Source organism: Flavobacterium undicola, assembly GCF_009909155.2.
Lineage (GTDB): Bacteria > Bacteroidota > Bacteroidia > Flavobacteriales > Flavobacteriaceae > Flavobacterium > Flavobacterium undicola.
The window spans coordinates 37,370-59,426 of record NZ_JAAAPM020000015.1 but is presented as its reverse complement, the minus strand read 5'-3'; the positions used below and the strand labels follow the sequence as shown (position 1 = coordinate 59,426).

23 protein-coding genes are annotated in these 22,057 nt (G+C 33.2%); 9 read left to right on the top strand and 14 right to left on the bottom strand.

Annotated features, from left to right (window positions below):
• Positions 1–113: 113 nt before the first annotated feature.
• A complete protein-coding gene (locus GTZ96_RS18315) occupies positions 114–302 on the bottom strand; it encodes a hypothetical protein (RefSeq protein WP_235972954.1) in 189 nt (62 codons plus the stop codon).
• A gap of 80 nt (positions 303–382) precedes the next feature.
• On the opposite strand from GTZ96_RS18315, the gene GTZ96_RS10340 reads away from it, so the two are divergent.
• The gene (locus tag GTZ96_RS10340) at positions 383–772 is read left to right on the top strand and encodes a pyrophosphohydrolase domain-containing protein (RefSeq protein WP_161643780.1); all 390 of its coding nucleotides are present in this window, start codon (positions 383–385) and stop codon (positions 770–772) included.
• Positions 773–846: 74 nt separating this feature from the next.
• Here GTZ96_RS10340 and GTZ96_RS10335 read toward each other — a convergent pair whose 3' ends face one another.
• Positions 847–1,914, bottom strand: coding sequence for a branched-chain amino acid aminotransferase (locus tag GTZ96_RS10335; RefSeq protein WP_161643778.1), 1,068 nt, complete (start codon positions 1,912–1,914; stop codon positions 847–849).
• Positions 1,915–2,215: 301 nt separating this feature from the next.
• Here GTZ96_RS10335 and mnmD point away from each other — a divergent pair, with 301 nt between their 5' ends.
• The 3 genes from mnmD (at position 2,216) to GTZ96_RS10320 (ending at position 3,644) form a co-directional block, all read left to right on the top strand.
• Positions 2,216–2,875: a tRNA (5-methylaminomethyl-2-thiouridine)(34)-methyltransferase MnmD gene (gene mnmD / locus GTZ96_RS10330; RefSeq protein ID WP_161643776.1), complete on the top strand. Its 660-nt coding sequence runs from the start codon at positions 2,216–2,218 to the stop codon at positions 2,873–2,875.
• Positions 2,876–3,016: 141 nt separating this feature from the next.
• Positions 3,017–3,214, top strand: coding sequence for a hypothetical protein (locus tag GTZ96_RS10325; protein WP_161643774.1), 198 nt, complete (start codon positions 3,017–3,019; stop codon positions 3,212–3,214).
• 229 nt (positions 3,215–3,443) lie between these two features.
• Entirely contained in the window at positions 3,444–3,644 is a 201-nt protein-coding gene (locus GTZ96_RS10320) for a hypothetical protein (protein WP_181033173.1), read from the top strand.
• 38 nt (positions 3,645–3,682) lie between these two features.
• Here GTZ96_RS10320 and GTZ96_RS10315 read toward each other — a convergent pair whose 3' ends face one another.
• Positions 3,683–4,624, bottom strand: a complete 942-nt coding sequence (locus GTZ96_RS10315; RefSeq protein ID WP_161643772.1) for a LysR substrate-binding domain-containing protein — start codon at positions 4,622–4,624, stop codon at positions 3,683–3,685.
• Positions 4,625–4,806: 182 nt separating this feature from the next.
• Here GTZ96_RS10315 and GTZ96_RS10310 point away from each other — a divergent pair, with 182 nt between their 5' ends.
• The 3 genes from GTZ96_RS10310 to can all read left to right on the top strand — a co-directional run bounded on the left by GTZ96_RS10310 (position 4,807) and on the right by can (position 7,536).
• A complete protein-coding gene (locus GTZ96_RS10310; protein ID WP_161643770.1) occupies positions 4,807–5,091 on the top strand; it encodes a hypothetical protein in 285 nt (94 codons plus the stop codon).
• 80 nt (positions 5,092–5,171) lie between these two features.
• Entirely contained in the window at positions 5,172–6,809 is a 1,638-nt protein-coding gene (locus GTZ96_RS10305) for a SulP family inorganic anion transporter (RefSeq protein WP_161643768.1), read from the top strand.
• A 91-nt stretch (positions 6,810–6,900) separates the two neighbouring features.
• On the top strand, positions 6,901–7,536 hold the full coding sequence (can, locus tag GTZ96_RS10300; RefSeq protein WP_161643766.1) for a carbonate dehydratase: 636 nt from the start codon (positions 6,901–6,903) through the stop codon (positions 7,534–7,536).
• Positions 7,537–7,568: 32 nt separating this feature from the next.
• On the opposite strand, the gene GTZ96_RS10295 is transcribed toward can, so the two are convergent.
• The 3 genes from GTZ96_RS10295 to GTZ96_RS10285 form a co-directional block, all read right to left on the bottom strand.
• Positions 7,569–8,768, bottom strand: a complete 1,200-nt coding sequence (locus GTZ96_RS10295) for an LETM1-related biofilm-associated protein (RefSeq protein WP_161643764.1) — start codon at positions 8,766–8,768, stop codon at positions 7,569–7,571.
• 117 nt (positions 8,769–8,885) lie between these two features.
• The gene (locus GTZ96_RS10290) at positions 8,886–9,413 is read right to left on the bottom strand and encodes a superoxide dismutase family protein (protein ID WP_161643762.1); all 528 of its coding nucleotides are present in this window, start codon (positions 9,411–9,413) and stop codon (positions 8,886–8,888) included.
• Between the two features lie 66 nt (positions 9,414–9,479).
• Entirely contained in the window at positions 9,480–10,004 is a 525-nt protein-coding gene (locus tag GTZ96_RS10285; protein ID WP_161643760.1) for a hypothetical protein, read from the bottom strand.
• A gap of 160 nt (positions 10,005–10,164) precedes the next feature.
• Here GTZ96_RS10285 and GTZ96_RS10280 point away from each other — a divergent pair, with 160 nt between their 5' ends.
• Positions 10,165–10,689 carry a DUF4251 domain-containing protein gene (locus GTZ96_RS10280; RefSeq protein WP_161643758.1) on the top strand — a complete coding sequence of 175 codons (525 nt, stop codon included), beginning with the start codon at positions 10,165–10,167 and terminating at the stop codon, positions 10,687–10,689.
• A 74-nt stretch (positions 10,690–10,763) separates the two neighbouring features.
• Here GTZ96_RS10280 and GTZ96_RS10275 read toward each other — a convergent pair whose 3' ends face one another.
• From GTZ96_RS10275 to GTZ96_RS10240, 8 genes are all read right to left on the bottom strand, one after another.
• A complete protein-coding gene (locus GTZ96_RS10275) occupies positions 10,764–12,554 on the bottom strand; it encodes an acyl-CoA dehydrogenase family protein (RefSeq protein ID WP_161643755.1) in 1,791 nt (596 codons plus the stop codon).
• Positions 12,555–12,612: 58 nt separating this feature from the next.
• Positions 12,613–12,963, bottom strand: a complete 351-nt coding sequence (locus GTZ96_RS10270) for a four helix bundle protein (RefSeq protein ID WP_161643753.1) — start codon at positions 12,961–12,963, stop codon at positions 12,613–12,615.
• A 46-nt stretch (positions 12,964–13,009) separates the two neighbouring features.
• Positions 13,010–14,191, bottom strand: coding sequence for an acetyl-CoA C-acyltransferase (locus tag GTZ96_RS10265; protein ID WP_161643750.1), 1,182 nt, complete (start codon positions 14,189–14,191; stop codon positions 13,010–13,012).
• Positions 14,192–14,222: 31 nt separating this feature from the next.
• The gene (locus GTZ96_RS10260) at positions 14,223–14,603 is read right to left on the bottom strand and encodes a four helix bundle protein (RefSeq protein ID WP_161643748.1); all 381 of its coding nucleotides are present in this window, start codon (positions 14,601–14,603) and stop codon (positions 14,223–14,225) included.
• 62 nt (positions 14,604–14,665) lie between these two features.
• On the bottom strand, positions 14,666–17,056 hold the full coding sequence (locus GTZ96_RS10255; RefSeq protein WP_161643746.1) for a 3-hydroxyacyl-CoA dehydrogenase/enoyl-CoA hydratase family protein: 2,391 nt from the start codon (positions 17,054–17,056) through the stop codon (positions 14,666–14,668).
• A gap of 49 nt (positions 17,057–17,105) precedes the next feature.
• Entirely contained in the window at positions 17,106–17,591 is a 486-nt protein-coding gene (locus GTZ96_RS10250) for a MarR family winged helix-turn-helix transcriptional regulator (RefSeq protein WP_161643744.1), read from the bottom strand.
• Between the two features lie 240 nt (positions 17,592–17,831).
• Positions 17,832–19,610, bottom strand: coding sequence for an AMP-dependent synthetase/ligase (locus GTZ96_RS10245; protein ID WP_161643742.1), 1,779 nt, complete (start codon positions 19,608–19,610; stop codon positions 17,832–17,834).
• 112 nt (positions 19,611–19,722) lie between these two features.
• A complete protein-coding gene (locus GTZ96_RS10240; protein WP_161643740.1) occupies positions 19,723–20,169 on the bottom strand; it encodes a hypothetical protein in 447 nt (148 codons plus the stop codon).
• A 217-nt stretch (positions 20,170–20,386) separates the two neighbouring features.
• Here GTZ96_RS10240 and GTZ96_RS10235 point away from each other — a divergent pair, with 217 nt between their 5' ends.
• Entirely contained in the window at positions 20,387–21,913 is a 1,527-nt protein-coding gene (locus GTZ96_RS10235; protein WP_235972952.1) for an SDR family NAD(P)-dependent oxidoreductase, read from the top strand.
• Positions 21,914–22,057 lie beyond the last annotated feature (144 nt).

The window sequence follows — 22,057 nt, the reverse complement described above, 5'->3', positions numbered from 1 at the left end:
AAAATAATAGTGAAAAAGTATAATTTTAAAAATTAACTGATTGTTTTTGTGAGGATTGTGTTTTTGGATAATCTTAATGTAATTTGAGATTATTGAAGTAAAAACTTGTTTGATTAATGTTTGAAAAATATTTTTATCAGGAATAAAATTCCAATGAAAATAAAGAAACCAATTAAGATTTTATAATTTCCTTTGTAAAATACTTTGTGTGTTTTGATATCTTTTCGATAAGAAATAATCATGATGATAACAAAAGCAATAATAAAACAGAGTGCAAATAATAATTGTCCTTGGCTAAACATAATTTTAAAAATTTATTGCAAAAATAGTCAAATGTTTAGGATTAGTTGCTAATTTGCATTTCATTTAATCAATAATAATTATGCAAAAGCAAATCAATTCAGTTAAAGAATTTCACACAGCATTTGGAATAGGACATAGTGAAAATCCTATTGCCGATTTAGGAGAGTCAAAAAAAACACTTCGTTATCATTTAATGAAAGAAGAAAACGAAGAATATCTGGAAGCAGTTAAGAATAATGATTTGGTTGAAATTGCTGATGCTTTAGGTGACATGATGTATATTTTGTGCGGAACAATCATTGAGCACGGACTTCAGAATAAAATTGAAGCTGTTTTTGATGAAATTCAAAGAAGCAACATGAGTAAGTTAGGAGAAGATGGTCAACCTATTTATCGTGAGGATGGAAAAGTGATGAAAGGTCCTAATTATTTAAAACCCGATTTTTCAAAAATATTAGGTAATTTCTAACAAAATAAGCAATACTAAAAAAGGCGATTTTCAAATTTGAAAATCGCCTTTTTCTTTATCTTAAAATGAGAAAATTATATTTTTACAGTCCAACCAAATGGGTCTTCTGCTAATTTGTGTTGGATGTTCGTCAATTTTTCTTTCAATTGTAATGCTATAGAATCTTCTATTTTAGGCAATTCGAAATATTCTTCTTTGTATGAGAATCCTTTTATAGGGCTAACTACAGCAGCAGTTCCTGCACCAAATATTTCTTTTAAGCTACCATCTTTGATTCCTTCAATTAATTCAGAAACAAGAACCGGACGTTCTTCAATAGCAATTCCTTCTCTTTTAGCCATATCAATAAGACTTTTTCTGGTAACTCCATCTAAAATTCTTTCGCTTGTAGGAGCAGTTACTAAAGTATCATTAATTCTGAAAAATACATTCATTGTTCCTGCTTCTTCTAACTTAGTATGCGTTGCATCGTCAGTCCAGATGATTTGTTGGAAACCTTCTTTGTTAGCTAAACTAGTAGGGTAGAATTGTCCTGCATAATTTCCAGCAGTTTTTGCAGCACCAATACCACCATTAGCAGCTCTACTGTAATGCTCTGCAATAAGAACCTTAACTTCTCCCGAATAATAAGCTTTTGCAGGAGATAGAATAATCATGAATTTGTATTCATCAGATGGATTAGCTACAACGCCAAAACCAGTTGCAATCATAAAAGGGCGGATATATAAAGTGTTTCCTAAGCCTTTTTTAATCCAGGCTTCATCTAATTTTAATAATTGGTTAAGCCCTTCAGTAAATAATGATTCTGGAACTTCAGGCATTGCCATTCTAACAGCCGAACTATTAAAACGTTTTATATTTTCATCAGGTCTAAAAAGCCAGATAGCATCATTGTCATCTTTGTAGGCTTTCATTCCTTCAAAAATGGCTTGTCCATAATGAAAAACTCTTGATGATGGATCCATCATAAATGGAGCATAAGGCTTGATAGTTGGGTTTTGCCATTCCCCATTTTTAAAATCACATTCAAATAAATGATCAGTAAAAACAGAACCAAAATTTATGTTGTCAAAATCTACTTCGTTAATTTTTGTATTAGGTGCTTTTATAATTTCAATTTTGTTGGCTTGAGTTGTACTCATAATAATATGTTTTTTATTTTTTTGAATGTATAAATGAAGCTTAAGTATAAAATTTCACTTTATGATGAACTAAACTTTGATTTCTGCAAAATTAAATAAAAATGGACAAAAAACTTGCTAAAACTTTAATAATTGTTACTATTGAATAGGATTTTCATATATTCAAAAAAAAACTAAAAAAAAGACAATCATTTCTATGAAATATGCAATAAATCAAAGTTTTTTAAGGTTTTGTATGCTGTTTTTTGAGTAATTTTGGTTACTCATTGATTTGGATTCAATAAAAATATTTTAAGAAAAATTGAAAAGAGAAATTATACAAACCCAAGATGGTTCTACAACGATTCATTTGGAAGAATGGAATGAGAGTTATCATTCTAAACACGGAGCGATTCAAGAAGCCAAACACGTTTTTATCAAAAATGGACTTTCATTATTTAAAGATAAAACACTTTCTATTTTAGAAATAGGTTTTGGCACAGGACTCAATGCTTTTATTAGTTTTTTAGAAGCTCAAACAATGGGACAAACCATTAATTATGTTGGAGTAGAGGCTTATCCGGTTGCTGCTGAAGAAATTCTATCTATGAATTATGTAGATGAATTAAATGCTCAGCATCAATTGGCTGTATTTGAGCAGATGCATCAAAGCAATTGGGGTGAAAAAATAGAGTTAAGCGATCGTTTTTCGTTAACTAAACGAAAACAATTTTTTCAAGATATTGATGATGTGGTACAATTTGATTTGATTTATTTTGATGCTTTTGGTTATAGAGTACAGCCCGAGTTATGGAGTACTGAAATTTTTAAAAAAATGTATGACGCTTTAAAAGAAAACGGAGTTTTAGTAACTTATGCAGCCAGGGGAGTAGTAAAACGAAGTATGATTGAGGTAGGATTTAGAGTTGAAAAACTGGAAGGTCCTCCGGGAAAAAGAGAAATGTTTAGAGCTTTTAAGTAAAAAATTAGGAATGCATTATTTTTTAAGTCTGTAAATAATAATAATTGAAAAATAACGTTAAAGTGTAAAATGTGTTTTTAAAATTTGTATTTTTACAAAGCATTGAGAAAAAGATGTTTAACCTTAAACTATTGATACATTATGTCAAAAATTATGTTTGATTATACCAAATCGATATTAGAAAGAGTTAGTTTTGATCCTGTTCTTTTTTGTAAAGAACTAGAAAAAGCCATAAAAGCACTCTTGCCTTATGAATTACAGCAGTTAAAAGAGTGGTTAACATCTTTTATAATAGAAAAACCAGAGTTAAAACTTTCATTGTTAATTGTAAATATCTAAAGAAAAGGAATCTAAAAATAGATTCCTTTTTTATGCAATAAACATTTTTTCTATTATAAAAAGTGAAATGTTAAAATATATCAATTTGTAAGTTAAATTTTTTTAAATTTTTCAAAAAATGTATTTGAGCAGATTTATGTGTTTTTTAACGGTTTTTAAGTTGTAAGTTAAAATTTATTTTTTGTATATTACACTACTTTTATTTAGAATAACTTTAATACTATTAGATATGCCAAGAATGATATACGATTACACAAAGTCAATATTGGAAAGAGTTAGTTTTGCACCTGATCTATTTGTAAAAGAACTTAAAAAAGCGGTTAGGAATCTATTGCCACACGAAATAGAGCATCTTAGAAGTTGGCTTTTGTTTTTTACCAAAGAAAAACCCGAATTGCAAAAGTGTCTTTTTGTAGTAGAAAGAAATTAATCTAAAAAACAGAGTCAAGAAACTAAAAAATCTTGACTCTATTTTTTTTGAAGAGGGCTTATTATTTGAACGTTTTGAAAAACAATTGCTCCTTTAATTACTCCGGCTATAGTACTTCTTAAAGCTTCAATAATCTGTATTTTTAATTCACTTTTTGGAAAAATAAGACTTACTTCCCGGGCTGGTTTTGGTTCTACAAAATGGCGTAATTTAATTTTGTCAGATTCTTTTAAATCTAAAGTATGTAAATAAGGTAAAAGTGTGGTTCCTAAGCCTTCATCGGCAAGTTTTATTAATGTTTCAAAACTACCGCTTTCTATTTGAAAATGATTTCCTTCGTGTCTTGTATTGTTTTTACAAAGATTTAAAATTCCATCTCTAAAACAATGTCCGTCTTGTAGTAATAAAATTTCATCAAGATTTAAGTCGGATACTTCAATCTCCTTTTTTTGAAAGTTCTGATGGCTTTCAGGAATGTAAGCTACAAATGGCTCGAAGTATAAAACAATTTCCTTGATTTTTTCTTCCATCAATGGTGTAGCAGCAATTGCAGCATCTAAATGACCATTGTTAAGTTTGGCAATAATCTCTTGAGTGTTTAACTCTTCGATAATGAGTTTTACTTTAGGATGTTTTTTTATGAAATTATTTAAAAACATCGGCAACAAAGTAGGCATAATAGTAGGGATGATACCAAGTCTAAATTCGCCACCAATAAACCCTTTTTGTTGTTCTACGATGTCTTGAATTCTATCGGCTTCGTTGACAATATTTTTGGCTTGGTTAACAATTTTTTGACCAATATCAGTTAATTGAATGGGTTTTTTAGTTCTGTCGAAGATTTGAATACTAAGTTCGTCTTCAATTTTTTGAATTTGCATACTCAATGTAGGCTGTGTTACAAAACATTTTTCGGCAGCGAGAGTGAAGTTCTTGTGTTCGGCTACCGCCAATACATATTTAAGTTGTGTGATTGTCATAAATAGAGAATTTTGATGCAAATATAAAAACAATCAATTTAAGTTATGACTGAAAATGTAAAGAATTAAGAGTAGTAGGGGTGTTTTTATCGATATTCCTGTTTTGCTAATTATGTTAAAATTTTAAAAAAAATGCTGACGACTTGCATTTAATTTGTTTTTTTAAGTTTAATTTTACCGCTATGAAATTAATAGCACGATTTTTTTTATTTCTTTTCATAGCTTTTTTATCGACTCCTACCATTATAAAGTTGATAGAAAAGTCGACTGACACTTCTATGTTTTATAGTATGTCAGAGGAAGAGCTTGCAAAAAAAGAAGTGAAGAATTTAGTTTATATTGTTGCTTCTAATTCTACTTTTGAAATAAAAACAACTGCTGTTAGAAGTTTAATCCTTTCTGAAAATTTGTCGAAACACGATAATGTTTCACGAACTATATTTACTCCTCCTCCCGATAGGGCATAATACATTCAATTAGACTTTTTAGAGATTTTGACCGCAATTTTATGTATGGTCAAGGTTTACATGTAATTTATTGTAGTATTATGACAAGAAAAATTAATCTTTTTGCCAACCTTAAATCTGATTTTGCATCTGGTTTAGTGGTTTTCTTGGTGGCGTTACCATTGTGTTTAGGTATAGCAATGGCTTCTGGTGCACCGCTGTTTTCGGGTATTATTTCAGGTATTATTGGAGGAATTGTAGTTGGGTATTTGAGTCAATCACATATTAGTGTTTCCGGACCAGCTGCTGGATTAACGGCTATTGTTTTAACGGCAATAACTGATTTGGGTGCTTTTGATATCTTTTTATCGGCAGTTTTTATTGCGGGTTTAATTCAACTAGCATTAGGTTTTATTAAAGCAGGAAGTATATCAAATTATTTTCCAACGAATGTTATCGAAGGGATGCTTGCAGGTATTGGAATTATAATTATTCTAAAGCAACTTCCACATGCCTTTGGATATGATGCTGATTTCGAGGGGGATCAGTCTTTTTCTCAAGTTGATGGTGATAATACATTATCGTCATTGTTTCAAGTGTTTAATCATTTTCAATTAGGGGCAATAATTGTAACCTTAGTTTCTTTGGTAATACTTATTTCTTGGGATAAAGTTGCTTTTTTCAAGAAATTCAAATTGGTTCCCGGGGCTTTAATTGCCGTAATTTTTGGAATTGTTTTAAATGAAATTTTCATCAGCACAGGAAGTTCTCTGGCTATTGCTAAAGATCATTTGGTTTCCTTACCAGTGCCTACATCAATAGATGAATTTAAGGCAATTATTGTAGTACCTAATTTTGCAGGATTTACAAATCCGCAAGTTTGGACTGTGGGAATTACAATTGCCATTGTTGCTTCTATCGAAACATTATTGTGTATTGAGGCATCAGACAGATTAGATCCACAAAAAAGATATACTAATACCAATGTTGAATTAAAAGCACAAGGTATAGGGAATATTGTAAGCTCACTTTTAGGAGGTTTACCAATGACATCAGTAGTAGTTCGTTCTTCTGCCAATAGTAATGCAGGAGCTAAGTCTAAAATGTCAACTATTATTCATGGAGTATTATTGTTGTTGAGCGTTTTGATTATACCAGTGGTATTAAATAAAATTCCATTGGCAACTTTAGCAACGATTCTAATTTTAGTAGGTTACAAATTAGCAAAACCATCAACAATTAAACATTTCTGGGAAAAAGGAAAGTATCAGTTTGTTCCTTTTATAGCAACTATGATTGCTGTTGTTGCTACTGACTTGTTAAAAGGAGTAATGCTAGGAATTGTTATCAGTGTTATTTTTGTTTTGAAAGGAAATCTAAAAAGAGCGTATACTTTCAAGAAAGATGAATATGCTGATGGAGATATTATTCACATTGATTTAGCACAAGAAGTTTCTTTTCTGAATAAGGCTGCTATTAAGAGTACGTTGAGTTCTATTCCTGAAAATTCCAGTGTGGTTATTACTGCTCATGATACGGTATATATTGCTCATGATATTTTAGATTTAATCAAAGAATTTAAGTCAACAAGAGCTGTAGATGATAACATCAAGGTGAAATTGAAAGGCTTTAAAAAGGCGTATCAATTAGAGAACACTGACGAAGTACCTAATCATGTAACGATTGAACATTATTATGATGTTGCCAAGCGAGTAATGGTAAAAAAAGAGGTTTTTTAAAAAGCTATTATAAAAAACATAAGTTTGTATTCCTTTGTAGAATATGACAAAAAATTAAAAATAAAGTTAAACACAATAACATTAAATTAAGATGGTTGATTTTTATAAAAAAATATTAGATAATAATAAAGAATGGGTAGAAAGATCATTAGAAAAAGACCCTAATTATTTTGCTGATTTAGCAAAGGGACAAACACCACCCTTGTTATGGATAGGATGTTCAGACAGTCGTGTACCGGCAAATGAAATAATTGGTGCTAAGCCCGGAGAGGTTTTTGTACACAGAAACATTGCTAATATGGTAGTTCATTCGGATATGAATATGCTAAGTGTTTTGGATTATGCGGTTAATGTTTTAAAAGTAAAGCACGTAATTGTTTGTGGACATTATGGTTGCGGTGGTGTAAAAGCAGCAATGGGAAATCAATCTATAGGTATTATTGATAACTGGATTAGACACATTAAAGATGTGTACCGTATGCATAATATTTATCTGGATTCCATACAAGATGAAACAGAACGTTTTAATGCTTTTGTTGAAATTAATGCTAAAGAACAAGTTTTTGACTTGGCTAAAACATCTATCGTACAAAACGCCTGGAAAAACGGACAGGATTTAACTTTACACGGTTGGGTTTACGGTCTAAATTCAGGATTTGTAACTGATTTGGAGGTCAATATCAGTTCTAATCTTGAACTGGACGAAGTATATCAGTTGAGTTTATAAAAAAAGAAAATCGCCCTTGAGGCGATTTTTTTTTATTCATTATCCAGGTTTTCATTGAAAGCAGATGGGAGCAGGGTAGGGATAAATTTAATTAAAATAGGAAGTAATAAACTTCCTCCCGGAAGTAAAAAAATGGTTAGAGAAGGGATTGTTTTACAAATGTCTAATAACTGTTTTTTTACTTTCTTTTTTTCTTTTTCATCCAAATCTCTTCGGGTGGAATAAGCTAATAAAACCATTAATTCCTTACTTTGAATAATTTCCTTAAGTAATCTGTTTTTATTGCGGGTAACCAATGTAATAACACTTTGTGTGGTTTGATCGTAAAAATGTTTTACAGGATTTGAATAATTAAAATACGGAATTTCTTTTCGATATTTAGTTATAAAAGCATCCGTGTTGTGAATACTTTCCGTTACAAAATCAGCTGGTATTTTAAGGTTTTGGGCTAATTTATGTAAAAAGTAAATTTCTTCATTTTCAATTTCTCCATCGCTCCACAATGCCATTCCGGCCATGTCAATCAAATAATATTTTTCCAAATTAGAACTGAAATAGTCCAAATTGAGTTCGTCTATATTTTGAGTGTTAATTTTAGAAAATTTGCTGTAACGCACAGAAGCTTCAAAGAGTTTGATTAATAAATCGTCATAATTAGATTTATTGGTCTTGATTTTTAATCCTAAGGTAACCACGCTAATTACGGCTTCTTCGATTTTTTTTAAATATTTCTCCGGAATTTTTCCATGGATTAAATATTGTCTAAAAGCTAAAATATCTATGAAAAGCAGTGCATTAGTTACAATATGAGAAAAGTTTTTATTGATAATGTCCACATTAGTTTGAACTCTGGTATCAATAATTTTTTCCAGATTTAAAGAAGGAGAGCCATTTGGCAAGACTTTTTTAAATAAATTGAAGCCTTGAGGGTGCATATCATCATAAAAATCCAGACACTTTTTAATAAAAGCATTCGGATCAACGTCATGAGTTGTTAATCCATAAATGACATACAAGGTATTTAATAAGGAAACTTTAGGTATTTCATTTTGAACCCAGCCCTTAGTATCAACAAATGAGGGGGTTTCAAACGAAATAATATGACCGTAGATAAAACCTGTTGCTCTAATTTTTTTATAAAATAGATCATCATCCAAGAAAACATGCTGTTTCGTGAATTCTTGCTTGATAAAGAATTTATCAATCCAACCGGATGCAGAAGGGTTAATCATAGTTTTATTTTCATGCTACAAAGCTATGTTATTTTATAGTTTTGATGTTATCTAAAAATAAAAAAACCATCTCAATTTTGTTAAATTAAGATGGTTTCAAAATTTGTTATTGTAAGTTTATTTTATGATTGCTGTACAAGCTACTCTTGCTCCAGCATTTCCTGCTGGTTGAGAAGTAAAATCATCCGTTCCGTCATGAACAATCAATCCTTTGCCCAAGATGTCTTTGGTTTGATCTCCACAACCTATACACCATTCGTCAGTAGTTATTTTAATAGTTCCATTTCCTTTTTCGTTAGCTGTGAAATTACCAATATCGCCTTTGTGATATTCGCCAATTCCCCATTTCCCATGTTTTTTAAAGGTTGGATTCCAATGTCCTCCAGCCGAACTTCCATCAGCAGCTGAACAGTCTGATTTTTCATGGATGTGAATAGCGTGAATTCCTGGTTTTAATCCGGATAATTTTGCTTCGAATGTTACGTTTCCGTTCTTTTCAATAAAGGTAGCTGTTCCGGCAACACTACTGTTGCTTTTGGATTCGAATGCAATATCTAATTTTTTAGTGTCAGCTGATTTATTTTGAGGTTTACATCCAATAAAAAGAGTCGTTATACCTAGTGTAAGAAGAATAAATTTTTTCATGATTTTGTAGAATAGGTTTGAAACTATAAAAATAGCACAAAAAGTGCGAAAATCATATTAGTATTTCTATTTTGATTTTTCCCCGATAAAATGGTTTGTTGGCGATTTAAATAGGACATTAAAAGAAGTTAAACTGCCGTATATTCGGGTGATGTATTGTTGTAATTCGATTTTTTCGATTTCTTCTATTTTACTCGAATTTATTTTTTGTTCCATTACACGTAATCGGTCTCTGACCATTACTATTTTATGGAAAAAAGTGTCAATCGGAATTTCTTTTGATGCTAAACCTGCTTGACCAGGTTCTAGAATTATTTTTCCGCCTTTCCATTTATCTCCAATTGGAACAATTTCAGAAACATCAGACCATTTTTTTAGAAGATCACGTAAACTTTTCTCTACTTCAGAAAAACTTACGGTATCGACTTCGTTTTCAGTAGATTCAATAATTTCAAAACTATCATCTAATGCTATTGTTTCTAATCCGTTTTCTATAAATGTAACCCAATAGTCCGTTGATGAAACATTGGTAATTACTCCTTTTCCGTATTCAGGATGTTCAATTCGGGATCCTATTCCTAATATTTTCATGTGATTTTGTTTTTATCTAAAATAGGAACAATTTTTGTTATTTCAAAAGAATAAACTTCGTTTAATTGAAGGTTCTTATTTAGTTAATAGTCTTATATTTATAGAAGTTTATGTTTTGTAAATCAGCACTTATCGTATTAAATAAATAAAATTAGAAATTATGAAAACACATAAAATAGTTGTTTTGCTTTTGCTTTGTTGTTCTTTTTTCATGGGTTTTTCCCAAGAAAAAACTAAAAAACAATTGAGAGCAGAAAAAAGATTAGAAAAGGAACGAGAAGTAGAAAAATTGATTGACGCTAAAGAGTTTCAATTTGTAGCTCAAAATTCAAATTCACAAACTTTTAGAATGGTTGATTTGACCTCTAATCCCAATTTTGTAAAATTCAAAGCTGATTTTATTAAAAGTGAAATGCCTTTTTTTGGAAGAGGTTACAGCGGATTAGCTTATGGAGGTAGTGATACAGGACTTAAGTTTGAAGGAAAACCAGAAAAATTTGTAATAAATAAAGGGAAAAAAGGATATCAAATTGATGCGTCAGTCAAGGGGCAACAGGATTTTTTTGATATGACACTTTCTGTCTCTTTTGATGGCAGTGCAACATTATCAGTTACCAGCAATAATAGGAATCCTATTAGTTATTTTGGAGAAATAATGCCAATAAAAGTAGAAAAGAAAGAATGATTTTTTTTAAATTTAAAAACCGTCTCGTTTTATGACGAGACGGTTTTTTTATGTTTAATTCGAAAGCAATTTTTTTAAAAGCAGTATTTGTTTTCGGCAATAATTTTAGCGCTAATAGTCCTTCTGATTTCAACAATATTAGGCATATTAGTGTATTTGGTATAACGTCTCAGTCCCATTAACATCATGCGTTGTTCATCGCCTTCGGCAAAAGAAATAATGCTTTCTTTTCCTTTTTGAGTGACAATATCTACTGCTTTGTATAAATACAATTTAGCCATTGCTATTTGCTCTTTAATATTCGCTTCTCCTTGTTTTTTAGCTAATTTCTCCGTTCTTAAAATGGTAGATTCAGCCATGTAAATTTCGATTAAAATATCAGCAGAAGCAATCAATAATTGTTGGTGTTCGTCTAAATCAGGACCGTATTTTTGAACTGCACCACCAGCAACCATCAAGAATGCTTTTTTCAATTTGCTGATCATTTCTTTTTCTTCAGAAAATAATTCAGAATAGTCAGGTGTGTCAAATGATGGAATACCCATTAAATCTTCCTGCACTTTTGAAGCTGGGCCTAATAAATCCACATGACCTTTCATGGCTTTTTTGATTAGCATTCCTACTGAAAGCATTCGGTTGATTTCGTTAGTTCCTTCGTAAATTCTGGTAATTCTCGCATCACGCCAGGCACTTTCCATAGGAGTATCTTCTGAGAATCCCATTCCCCCAAAAATTTGAATACCTTCGTCAGAACAATTCTGAATGTCTTCAGAAACAGCTACTTTTAAGATAGCACATTCTATAGCAAATTCTTCTACGCCTTTTAGTTCAGCTTCTTGATGCGGAGCACCTTCGTCTTCGCGAATGGAAATCCGTTCTTCGATACTTTTGGCGGCTCTGTAAACGGCACTTTCTCCAGCATAACAGCTAGTAGCCATTTCGGCTAATTTGTATCGAATGGCACCAAATTTCGAAATAGGAACATTAAATTGCACTCTTTCATTCGAATATTTAGCAGATCCGGTAATGATTCTTCGTTGTGAATCTAAGCAGGCTGCAGCCAATTTAATTCGACCAACATTCAGTGCATTCATTGCTATTTTAAAACCATTTCCTCTTTCCGAAAGCATATTTTCTACAGGAACTTTAGTTTCATTAAAAAACACCTGTCTTGTTGATGAAGCACGGATTCCTAATTTATGTTCTTCTTCATTGGTAGAAATACCGTTTTCAGGATTGTTTTCGACAATAAAACCAGTAATGTTTTTATCGTCTTCAATTCGGGCAAAAACAATGAAAAGCGAACAAAATCCGGCGTTGGTAATCCACATTTTTTGCCCTGTAATTTTGTAATGCGTTCCATCTTCAGATAAAACGGCTTTTGTTTTGCCAGAATTAGCATCACTTCCTGCTCCAGGTTCGGTAAGGCAGTAAGCGCCAAACCATTCGCCAGAAGCTAGTTTTGGAACGTATTTTTGTTTTTGTTCTTCTGTTCCGTATAAAGTAATAGGCAATGTTCCAATTCCGGTATGTGCACCAAAGGCACTGGAAAATGAACCAGTTGCACCTGAAATGTAATCACAAACCAAAACGGTATCGACAAATCCCATTCCCATTCCGCCATAGGCTTCCGGAACAGAAATGCTCAAAAGTCCGAGTTCAGCAGCTTTGTGCATACATTCAACAGTAAAAGCAAAGTCTCTTTTTTCAAAGCGGTCTTTGTTAGGCCAAAGTTCTTTGTCAACAAATTCTTTGACCATGTCGCGCATCATTCTTTGTTCTTCAGAGAAATCTTCTGGAATAAAAATGTCTTCGCATTTCGTTTCTTTTACGAGGAATTGTCCTCCTCTTGTTTTGTCGTCCATGATTTATTTTTTTTAATGAGAAAATAGAATAAAGAGTATAGAATAGAGAAAATAGACTCTATTTTAGTCCATTTTGAAAACCCATAGTCATTCTTTGAAATTCTTCTACTTTTTTTTCTAATTGATTAAATGTTTGTTCGTTAATGTATTTTCGATGCTTTGCTACTATTAATTGAGTGTTTAATTCAAATGAAGAACCTAGAGAAATATCTATAAAATGGCTAAAAGACTTATCAGTTCTAGATGAACCTTCCGCAATATTACTAGGAATAGAAACGGAACATCGGCCTAATTGAGAACTTAAATCATATCTTTCGTGTTTTGGAAATTCTAAAAGAATGTCAGAAACATCATTTGCGATTTCTATTCCAAGTTGCCAAATTTTCAAGTTTTTATAGTTATGACGCATTTCTCTTTTTTAAGTCTATACTCTTTCTTCTCTGTTCTATTTTCTTCTAAAGTAATTCAAAAATCCCCGCTGCTCCTTGTCCTGTCCCCACGCACATAGTTACCATTCCGTATTTATTGCCACGGCGTTTCATTTCGTCAAACAATTGAACAGATAATTTTGCTCCCGTACAACCTAATGGATGCCCTAAAGCAATTGCGCCTCCGTTTACATTTACAATATCAGGATTCAAATCTAATTCTCTAATTACGGCTAAGGATTGTGAAGCAAAGGCTTCGTTTAATTCGATTAAATCAATGTCTTTTAATTGTAATCCCGCTTGTTTTAAAGCTTTTGGAATGGCTTTTACAGGGCCAATTCCCATAATTCTTGGTTCTACCCCAGCTGATGCGTAATTTACTAATCGTGCTATAGGTGTTAGGTTTAATTCTTTAACGAGTTCTTCGCTCATGATTAAAACAAAGGCGGCACCATCGCTCATTTGAGATGAAGTTCCTGCTGTTACACTTCCGTCAGCGGCAAAAACGGGTCTTAATTTAGCTAAGGCTTCAAGCGAAGTATCGGCTCTAGGGCCTTCATCTTTATTAACTACATAAGATTTTGTTTCTTTTTTACCATTGGCGTTGACAAAAGTTTGTTCGATAGTAATAGGAACAATTTGGTTATCAAATTTGCCTTCAGCCTGTGCTTTCAATGCTTTTTGATGCGAATGATAGCCGAATAAATCCTGATCTTCTCTGGAAATATTAAATTGTTTTGCTACGGCTTCGGCTGTTAGTCCCATTCCCCAGTAATAATCTTCGTGTCCTGCTTTGGCAACGGCATAATCGGGTGTAGGTCTGTAGCCGCCCATTGGAATAAAACTCATGCTTTCGGCACCACCGGCAATAATACAATCGGCCATTCCCGATTGGATTCGGGCAGTTGCCATTCCGATGGTTTCTATACCTGAGGCACAATATCGGTTTACTGTAACTCCAGGAACATCATTAATTTCTAATCCCATTAATGAGATTAGGCGTCCAAAATTCAAACCTTGTTCAGCTTCTGGCATGGCATTTCCTACCATGACATCATCAATGCGTTTTTTGTCGAAATCAGGCAATTCATTCATCATGTGTTGAATGGTTTCTGCTGCCAATTCATCAGGACGTTTGAAACGGAATACACCTTTTGGGGCTTTGCCCACGGCTGTTCGGTATGCTTTTACTATATAGGCTGTTTTCATAAGTATTGTATTAAGATTGGAGAATCAAGTATTAAGATTTTCCAATGTTTGTGTTTATTTTTTCTTTTAGAGATTTTTGAAATGAAAAATTCATATTTGAAACTTCTACTAATTGATTAATAGTTGGCTGTATAAGTTCTTCGTTAACAAGTTTAAGTCTTTTAGCAAGTATTAATTGAGTTATTAATTCAAAAGTTGAACCATTTGCAATTCCTAAAAACTGTATAAATTCTTTATCAGAATTTCTACCAGAACCTTCGGCAATATTTGAAGGAATTGATACTGCACATTTCTTTATTTGATGAATTAAATTAAATTTTTCATCATTTGGCAAGAATGAAGAAATTTCATAAACATGAACAGCAATATCCATTGCTTTTTGCCAAATCTTTAATTTTTCAAATTGATGCATAATAATTTATTATTTGATCTTAATACTTAATACTTAATTCTCAATTCTTAATTCTTGAAAAACTAATTTCTCAAAGGTTTCCCCGCTTTTAACATATATTGAATGCGTTCCATTGTTTTTCTTTCAGTACAAAGAGACAGGAAAGCTTCTCTTTCTAAATCGAGTAAGTATTGTTCGGAAACTAATGTTGGTTCCGATAAATCACCACCAGCCATAACGTAAGCCAGCTTGTTTGCAATTTTTTTATCGTGTTCTGAGATGTATTTTCCAGCAACCATTTGGTCAGTTCCGACTAGAAACATACCTAATGCTTGTTTTCCTAATACTTTAATATCATTTCGGCGAATCGGTTGGGTGTAACCCGCTTCAGCCATTAACAGCGCGTGTTTTTTAGCTTCAGCAATTTGACGGTCTTTATTCACTACAATAATATCCTTTCCGTGTTGTAATAAACCGGTATCAAAGGCTTCATATCCCGAAGTCGAAACTTTAGCCATAGCAATGGTCAAGAAATATTCCTGTAATGTGTTGAGTTCTACATCGTTTTTTCGAAATAAATCGGAGGCACGTAAAGTCAATTCTTTCGAACCACCACCACCAGGAATGACACCAACACCAAATTCCACCAATCCCATATAAGTTTCAGCAGCTGCAACCACTTTGTCGGCATGAAGACTCATTTCGCAACCGCCACCAAAAGTCATTCCGTGTGGTGCTACCACTACCGGAATCGAAGAGTAGCGCACGCGCATCATCGTGTCCTGAAACATTTTGATAGCCATATTCAACTCGTCATATTCCTGTTCTACTGCCATCATGAATATCATTCCAATATTGGCACCAACTGAAAAATTAGCAGCTTGATTTCCAATAACTAACCCTGAATATTCTTTTTCTGCTAAATCAATTCCTTTGTTGATGGCTTGCAATACATCGCCACCAATGGTATTCATTTTCGATTTGAATTCGATATTTAAAATTCCATCACCTAAATCTTCGATGATAGCACCACTATTACTCCATACTTTTTTGCTTTCGCGAATGTTGTTCAGGATGATAAAAGCATCTTGCCCGGGAACTTTAGTTTGCGATTTTGTTGCAATATCATAGAAATAAGTAGCACCTTCTTTTACAGAATAAAAACTGCTGTTTCCTGAAGCCAACATCTCATTTACCCAAGCAGCAGGAGTATGTCCTTCGGCTTTTATCATTTCGATTCCCTTTTCAACTCCGATGGCATCCCAAATTTCGAATGGACCATTTTCCCATCCAAAACCAGCTTTCATCGCATCATCGATTTTGTATAATTCGTCTGAAATTTCAGGAACTCTATTGGATACATAAGCAAATAAGGCAGCAAAACTTTTTCTGTAAAATTCGCCTGCTTTGTCTTGTCCTTTTATTAAAATTTTGAAACGGTCAATAGGCTTATCGATAGTTTTTGTAAGTTCTAAAGTAGCAAATGAAGCTTTTTTGGCTGCACGATATTCTAAAGTATTCAAATCTAATGAAAGAATGTCTTTGTCTACTTTTTTGTAAAAACCCTGTCCCGTTTTGCTTCCAAACCATTTGTTTTCAACCATTTTGGTGATGAATTCCGGAAGTTTAAACAATTCATGTGCTTCATCCTCAGGACAGTTTTCATAAATTCCATTGGCAACATGAACCAAAGTATCTAAACCTACCACATCAACGGTTCTAAAAGTAGCCGACTTTGGTCGGCCAATTACGGGTCCCGTCAATTTATCGACTTCTTCAATAGTTAAATTCATTTCTTTTACCAAATGAAACAAACTTTGGATTCCGAAAACTCCAATGCGGTTTCCAATGAAAGCAGGAGTGTCTTTGGCAACAACTGAAGTTTTTCCCAAGAATTTTTCGCCATAATTATTCAAAAAATCCAATACTTCAGTCGAAGTTTTTGGTCCCGGAATAATTTCGAATAATTTTAAGTAACGCGCAGGATTAAAAAAGTGTGTTCCGCAGAAGTGTTTTTGGAAATCTTCCGAACGTCCTTCACTCATAAAATGGATAGGAATTCCAGAAGTATTTGAAGTCACTAATGTACCCGTTGTTCTGTATTGGTCAATTTGTTCGAATACTAATTTTTTAATGTCCAAACGTTCTACGACAACTTCTATAATCCAATCTACATTGGCAATTTGCGCCATATCATCAGTGGTGTTTCCAGTGCTGATTCTGCTGGCAAATTTCTGGCTGTAAATAGGCGAGGGGTTCGATTTTAGCGAATTGCTCAAATGCTCATTTACAATTCGGTTTCTAACGGCTTTACTTTCCAGAGTGAGTCCCTTTTTGCTTTCCACTTCGGTAAGCTCTTTTGGGACAATGTCCAAAAGTAAAACCTCGACACCAATATTGGCAAAATGACAAGCAATTCCTGAACCCATGATTCCTGAACCGATTACTGCAACTTTTTTAATTGTACGTTTCATACGTTGTTACTATTTATTTTTATCTGAATATGTTATCGCCATTCTTGTTTTATTTCTTGTCTTTTTGAATCGTGGCGATTTCATTTTCGGTATTTCCAGATTGGTTAAATATTTCTTTATCGTGTATTAATTTGTTGATGGTTTCGGCAACTTCTATAAAGTTTTCCCATTTTTCATCAGAGATATGTTTTTTAATACTTTCATTAAATTGGATAACCGTACTTTTAGACAAGGCTCTTTTTTCTTTGCCATAGTCAGTAAGGTAAATTAATACACCCCGGCCGTCATTTGGATTTTTCTTTTTAACGATTAATCCTTTTTCTTCCATCGATTTCAAGGTACGGGTCAGGCTTGTGGGTTCCATTCCCATTTTAGGGCCTAGGGCAGTCGATGGCGTTCCTTTTTCTTTGTCGATACTTAATAATGCAAATCCAGTTGCCATTGTGGCGCCATACTTGGTAGCCTCTTCATTATACATTCTGGAAATAGCTTGCCAAGTTGCTCTTAAGATGTAATCTATCGTTTTGTTTTTCATGTGGCATGCTGATTAAGTTTCTGTCAAATAGAAAATCACTTTTTTATCAAAATCATTTTATTTTAATCTAAAAATTATGATATTAGCATAGTTGTTATTCCAAATATAAGAAATAATAGTATGCACGCATAATAAAAAACAACTATTTTTTTGTTAAAAAATGCTTTTGTTGCAAAAAAAAAAGAGATTGTTTCACTCAGTATGAAACAATCTCTTTTTTAGTTAAAAGTATAGACTTATTTAAAAGCTGTATATCTTTTTATACAGATCTTGATACTTTTCTAAAACGTTTTTGCGTTTTAATTTGAGTGTTGGGGTTAATTGTCCTCCCTCGATAGACCAAACATCAGGAGTGAGTTCAAAACGTTTTATTTGTTCCCAATGTCCAAATTTGGGATTAATCGTGTCGATTTCTTGTTGGATACGAGCAATAACTTTTTCGTTAGTAGCTATGGCTTGGTGTGTTTTATCGATTTCAATGTTATTCTTTTTAGCCCATTCGATTACAAAATCAAAATTAGGTTGGATGAATGCGGCAGGCATTTTTTGGCCTTCGCCAATAACCATAATTTGTTCTATAAAACGCGATTGCTTCATAGTATTTTCGATAAGCTGAGGCGCAATGTATTTCCCTCCCGAAGTTTTAAACATTTCTTTTTTACGGTCGGTGATTTTCAAGAAACCATCTGAATCCATGTTTCCAATGTCTCCCGTATGGAAATAACCATCGGTGATTACTTCATTGGTTAATTTTTCGTTTTTGTAATAGCCTATCATTACATTAGGTCCTTTACAAAGAATTTCCCCGTCTTCGGCAATTTTTACTTCGACATTGTCGATTACTTTGCCAACAGTTCCAATTCGGAAACCAAAATTTCGCATATCGTTTACAGCAATTACAGGCGAAGTTTCGGTTAAGCCATAGCCTTCCATAACGGGAATTCCAGCGGCTGCAAAAATTCGAGATAATCGGGTTTGTAAAGCGGCACTACCGGAAACCATTACTTCTAGTCTGCCTCCAAGTCCTTCCTGCCATTTGCTGAAAATGAGTTTTCGGGCAATTTTAAGCTGGAATTCATACCAAAAGCCATTCGCTCCATAAGGTTCGTATCGCAATCCTAAATCAATTGCCCAGAAGAATAATTTTCTTTTAATTCCGCTTAGTTCGGCTCCTTTAGCATAAATTTTATCGTATACTTTTTCGATTAATCGCGGAACGGCTGTGATTACGGTAGGTTGTACTTCTTTGATGTTTTCTCCAATTTTTTCTATGGATTCTCCAAAATATATTGAAACCCCATAATATTGGTATAAATACAGTACCATTCGTTCGAAAATATGGCAAATCGGTAAAAAGCTCAATGCGCGACTCGCTCCGGCTTTAAAAGGAATTCTAGGTGCGCTACCTAAAACATTCGATACAATATTTTGGTGCGAAAGCATTACTCCTTTAGGATTTCCAGTTGTCCCAGAGGTGTAAATAATAGTGGCTAAATCTTCGGTTTTGATACTGTTTTTTCGAGTTTCTACTTCTTCTTGATTGCTTTCGTCTTCGCCAAGTACTACTAATTCATTCCAATTTTTGCAATTGGCAATAGTATTGAAACTATAGATTGCTTTGAGATGAGTTAGCTTGTCTTTGATTAGGTTTATTTTTCTTAATACTTCTTCGTCAGAAACGAAACAATAACTAGCTTCACAATGATTGAGAATGTATTCGTAATCAGATTCAGAAATAGTAGGGTAGATAGGAACCGTTTGTGCTCCAGTTTGCAAAACACCTATATCCACAATATGCCATTCGGGCCTGTTATTAGAAGAAATGATGGCAATTTTATCGTCTTTTTTTATTCCCAGGCGCAAAAGTGCTCTTGAAATGCTATTGGCTTTAGCAATATATTCTTGTGTAGATATTTTTACCCACACACCATTTTGCTTTGAAGCCAAAGCATCTGGAATTGTAGTAAACTCATTTTGTTGATGATACGGAAAATCAAAAATTCGGGTAATTGAAGTCATGTTTACAGTTTTGGAATCCTATGCAAAATATAAAAAAAATACCGAAATTCCTTTTTTTAGCAGTTAAATAAAGTGAAAGTATAGCTAATTAGTGTTTGGGAAAATGACTTATTTATTGGTTATCCGCGTATTCTTTACTTCTTTCTCCCAGGATGAACATTTTCTTTTTTTCGAAGTGAATTGAAAAGTGGGCACTTATCCAGTTTCCAGTAGTATTGGTTGTTGTATTTGCTTCTTTATTTTTGTACCAAAGCGTGTAAACTGCATAATTGAACCCTTTTTTATACATGGGTACTCCGTTTTCAAAACATTCAATTCCCCAACTTATATTTGCTTTAGATAAATCATGTTGTTGAAAAATTCCCAAGCCATCAGGATTTAATTGTACAATTGGTTCTTTGTCTCCTTCAAATAAATAAGTTCCTGAAATGGGATAATCGATAGAGGTAGTGATATAATGTTCACCGTCTTGAGTGGTGATTTTTTCTGATTTATTTTGGGAATAAATTGTTGTCGCTAAGAATAGCAATACGATTGAAAGAAATGGAGCGGGTTTCATTTTTAGTGTTTTTGTCTGCAATCTAAAACAATTGAGTTTAAAATTATAAAGTTTCATCGTTTTTATAATTAAAAAAAGGTCAGTTGTTTTTGTTGTAATCTGCTTAGTTAAGAAAAAAGAATCACAACTATTAATTTAAAACTATATTTGCAGCCTTGGTATTTGCCAAGTAATAATACACGTTATTTTTATGATGATGAAGGAAGAAATAGGGATTATGAGTGCAATATCTTCGGAAGAAATAGATAAATGCATTGCCATATTATCCCAATTGAATACAGATACAGATCAGATTTTTGAGATTCCAAAAGAGCAAAGAAAGGCTTTAATCAAGGCTGCAGGAATGTTTTCCAGACCAGACAGAGACGAGCTTTCCCGTAGAAAAAAAGATGGAAAATTAGCAGCTAAACGCAAAATGGAAAAGCGGGATCGAACTGCCCGAAAGGAGACAGGAATTCGTCATGCACGTGAAGCAAGTATTTTTGTTGCACCAAAATTATTAGCCTTTAATGATTTGGCCCACAAAGAACAATTAGAACTGGAAACGCCCAGAAATTGTTATGTATGTAAAACGGAATTTACTAAAATGCATCACTTTTATGATACGATGTGTCCCGATTGTGGCGATTTTAATTATGCCAAACGTTTTCAGACTGCTGATGTCAAAGGACAAATTGCAGTGATTACAGGTTCCCGATTAAAAATTGGATACCATATTACATTGATGTTATTGCGCGGAGGTGCTACTGTTGTTGCTACGACTCGTTTTCCAGTTGATTCGGCTTTACGTTTTGCTAAGGAAGATGATTTTATGGATTGGGGACATCGCTTAAAAATTCACGGATTGGATTTGCGACATATTCCTAGCGTAGAGATTTTTTGCAATTTTATTGAGCAAAAATACGGTCGATTGGATATTCTTATCAATAATGCAGCACAAACAGTAAGACGACCTGCTGGGTTTTATACTCATTTAATGGAAAATGAAGAACGTTCCATTACGTCTTTACCTAAGCAAGCTCAGGAATTATTACTAGACCATATTAATTGTTTGGATGAATTGAAAGTGTTGACATCAACCGCTTCTTCTAATCAAAATATGCCGGTAACCTGGCATGGACCTGAACCTGGGATTGGTTTGCGGGCTTCCGCCAAATTATCTCAGATCCCCTATAGTTTTGACAATACGCTTGTGGCCAATGAAGTTTTCCCGGAAGGAGAACTCGATGCCGATTTACAGCAAGTAGATTTAAGAAAAACCAATAGCTGGCGTTTGAAATTAGGACAAATTGAAACGACTGAGATGATTGAAGTGCAGCTTGTTAATTCTGTAGCGCCTTTTGTGTTGTGTAATCGTCTTTCAGAAGTAATGAAAAAAGATAACACGGGCAAAAAACATATCATAAACGTTTCGGCAATGGAAGGAAAGTTTTACCGTGATTTCAAGGAAGACCGTCATCCGCATACTAATATGGCCAAAGCTGCTTTGAATATGCTTACGCATACGGCTGCTGGAACTTTAGCTAAAGACGGAATTTTTATGAATGCTGTAGATACGGGTTGGGTAACCGATGAAGATCCTGCCGAATTAGCAAAAAGGAAACAGGAATTAGAAGATTTTCAACCGCCTTTAGATATTGTTGATGGTGCGGCAAGAGTAATGGATCCTTTGTTTGATGGAATAAACACAGGGAAACATTGGTGTGGGAAATTCTTGAAAGACTATAATCCTATTCCATGGTAAATGTTTTCTAAATCACATTATATAAGTGTAAAGAGATATAATTACAAACCACAATAGACTTAAATTCTATTGTGGTTTTTTTATTATTCATTGTAAGAAAAATTTAAGAAACTATAGGTTTTATCTATTGTGAAAATATTTTTG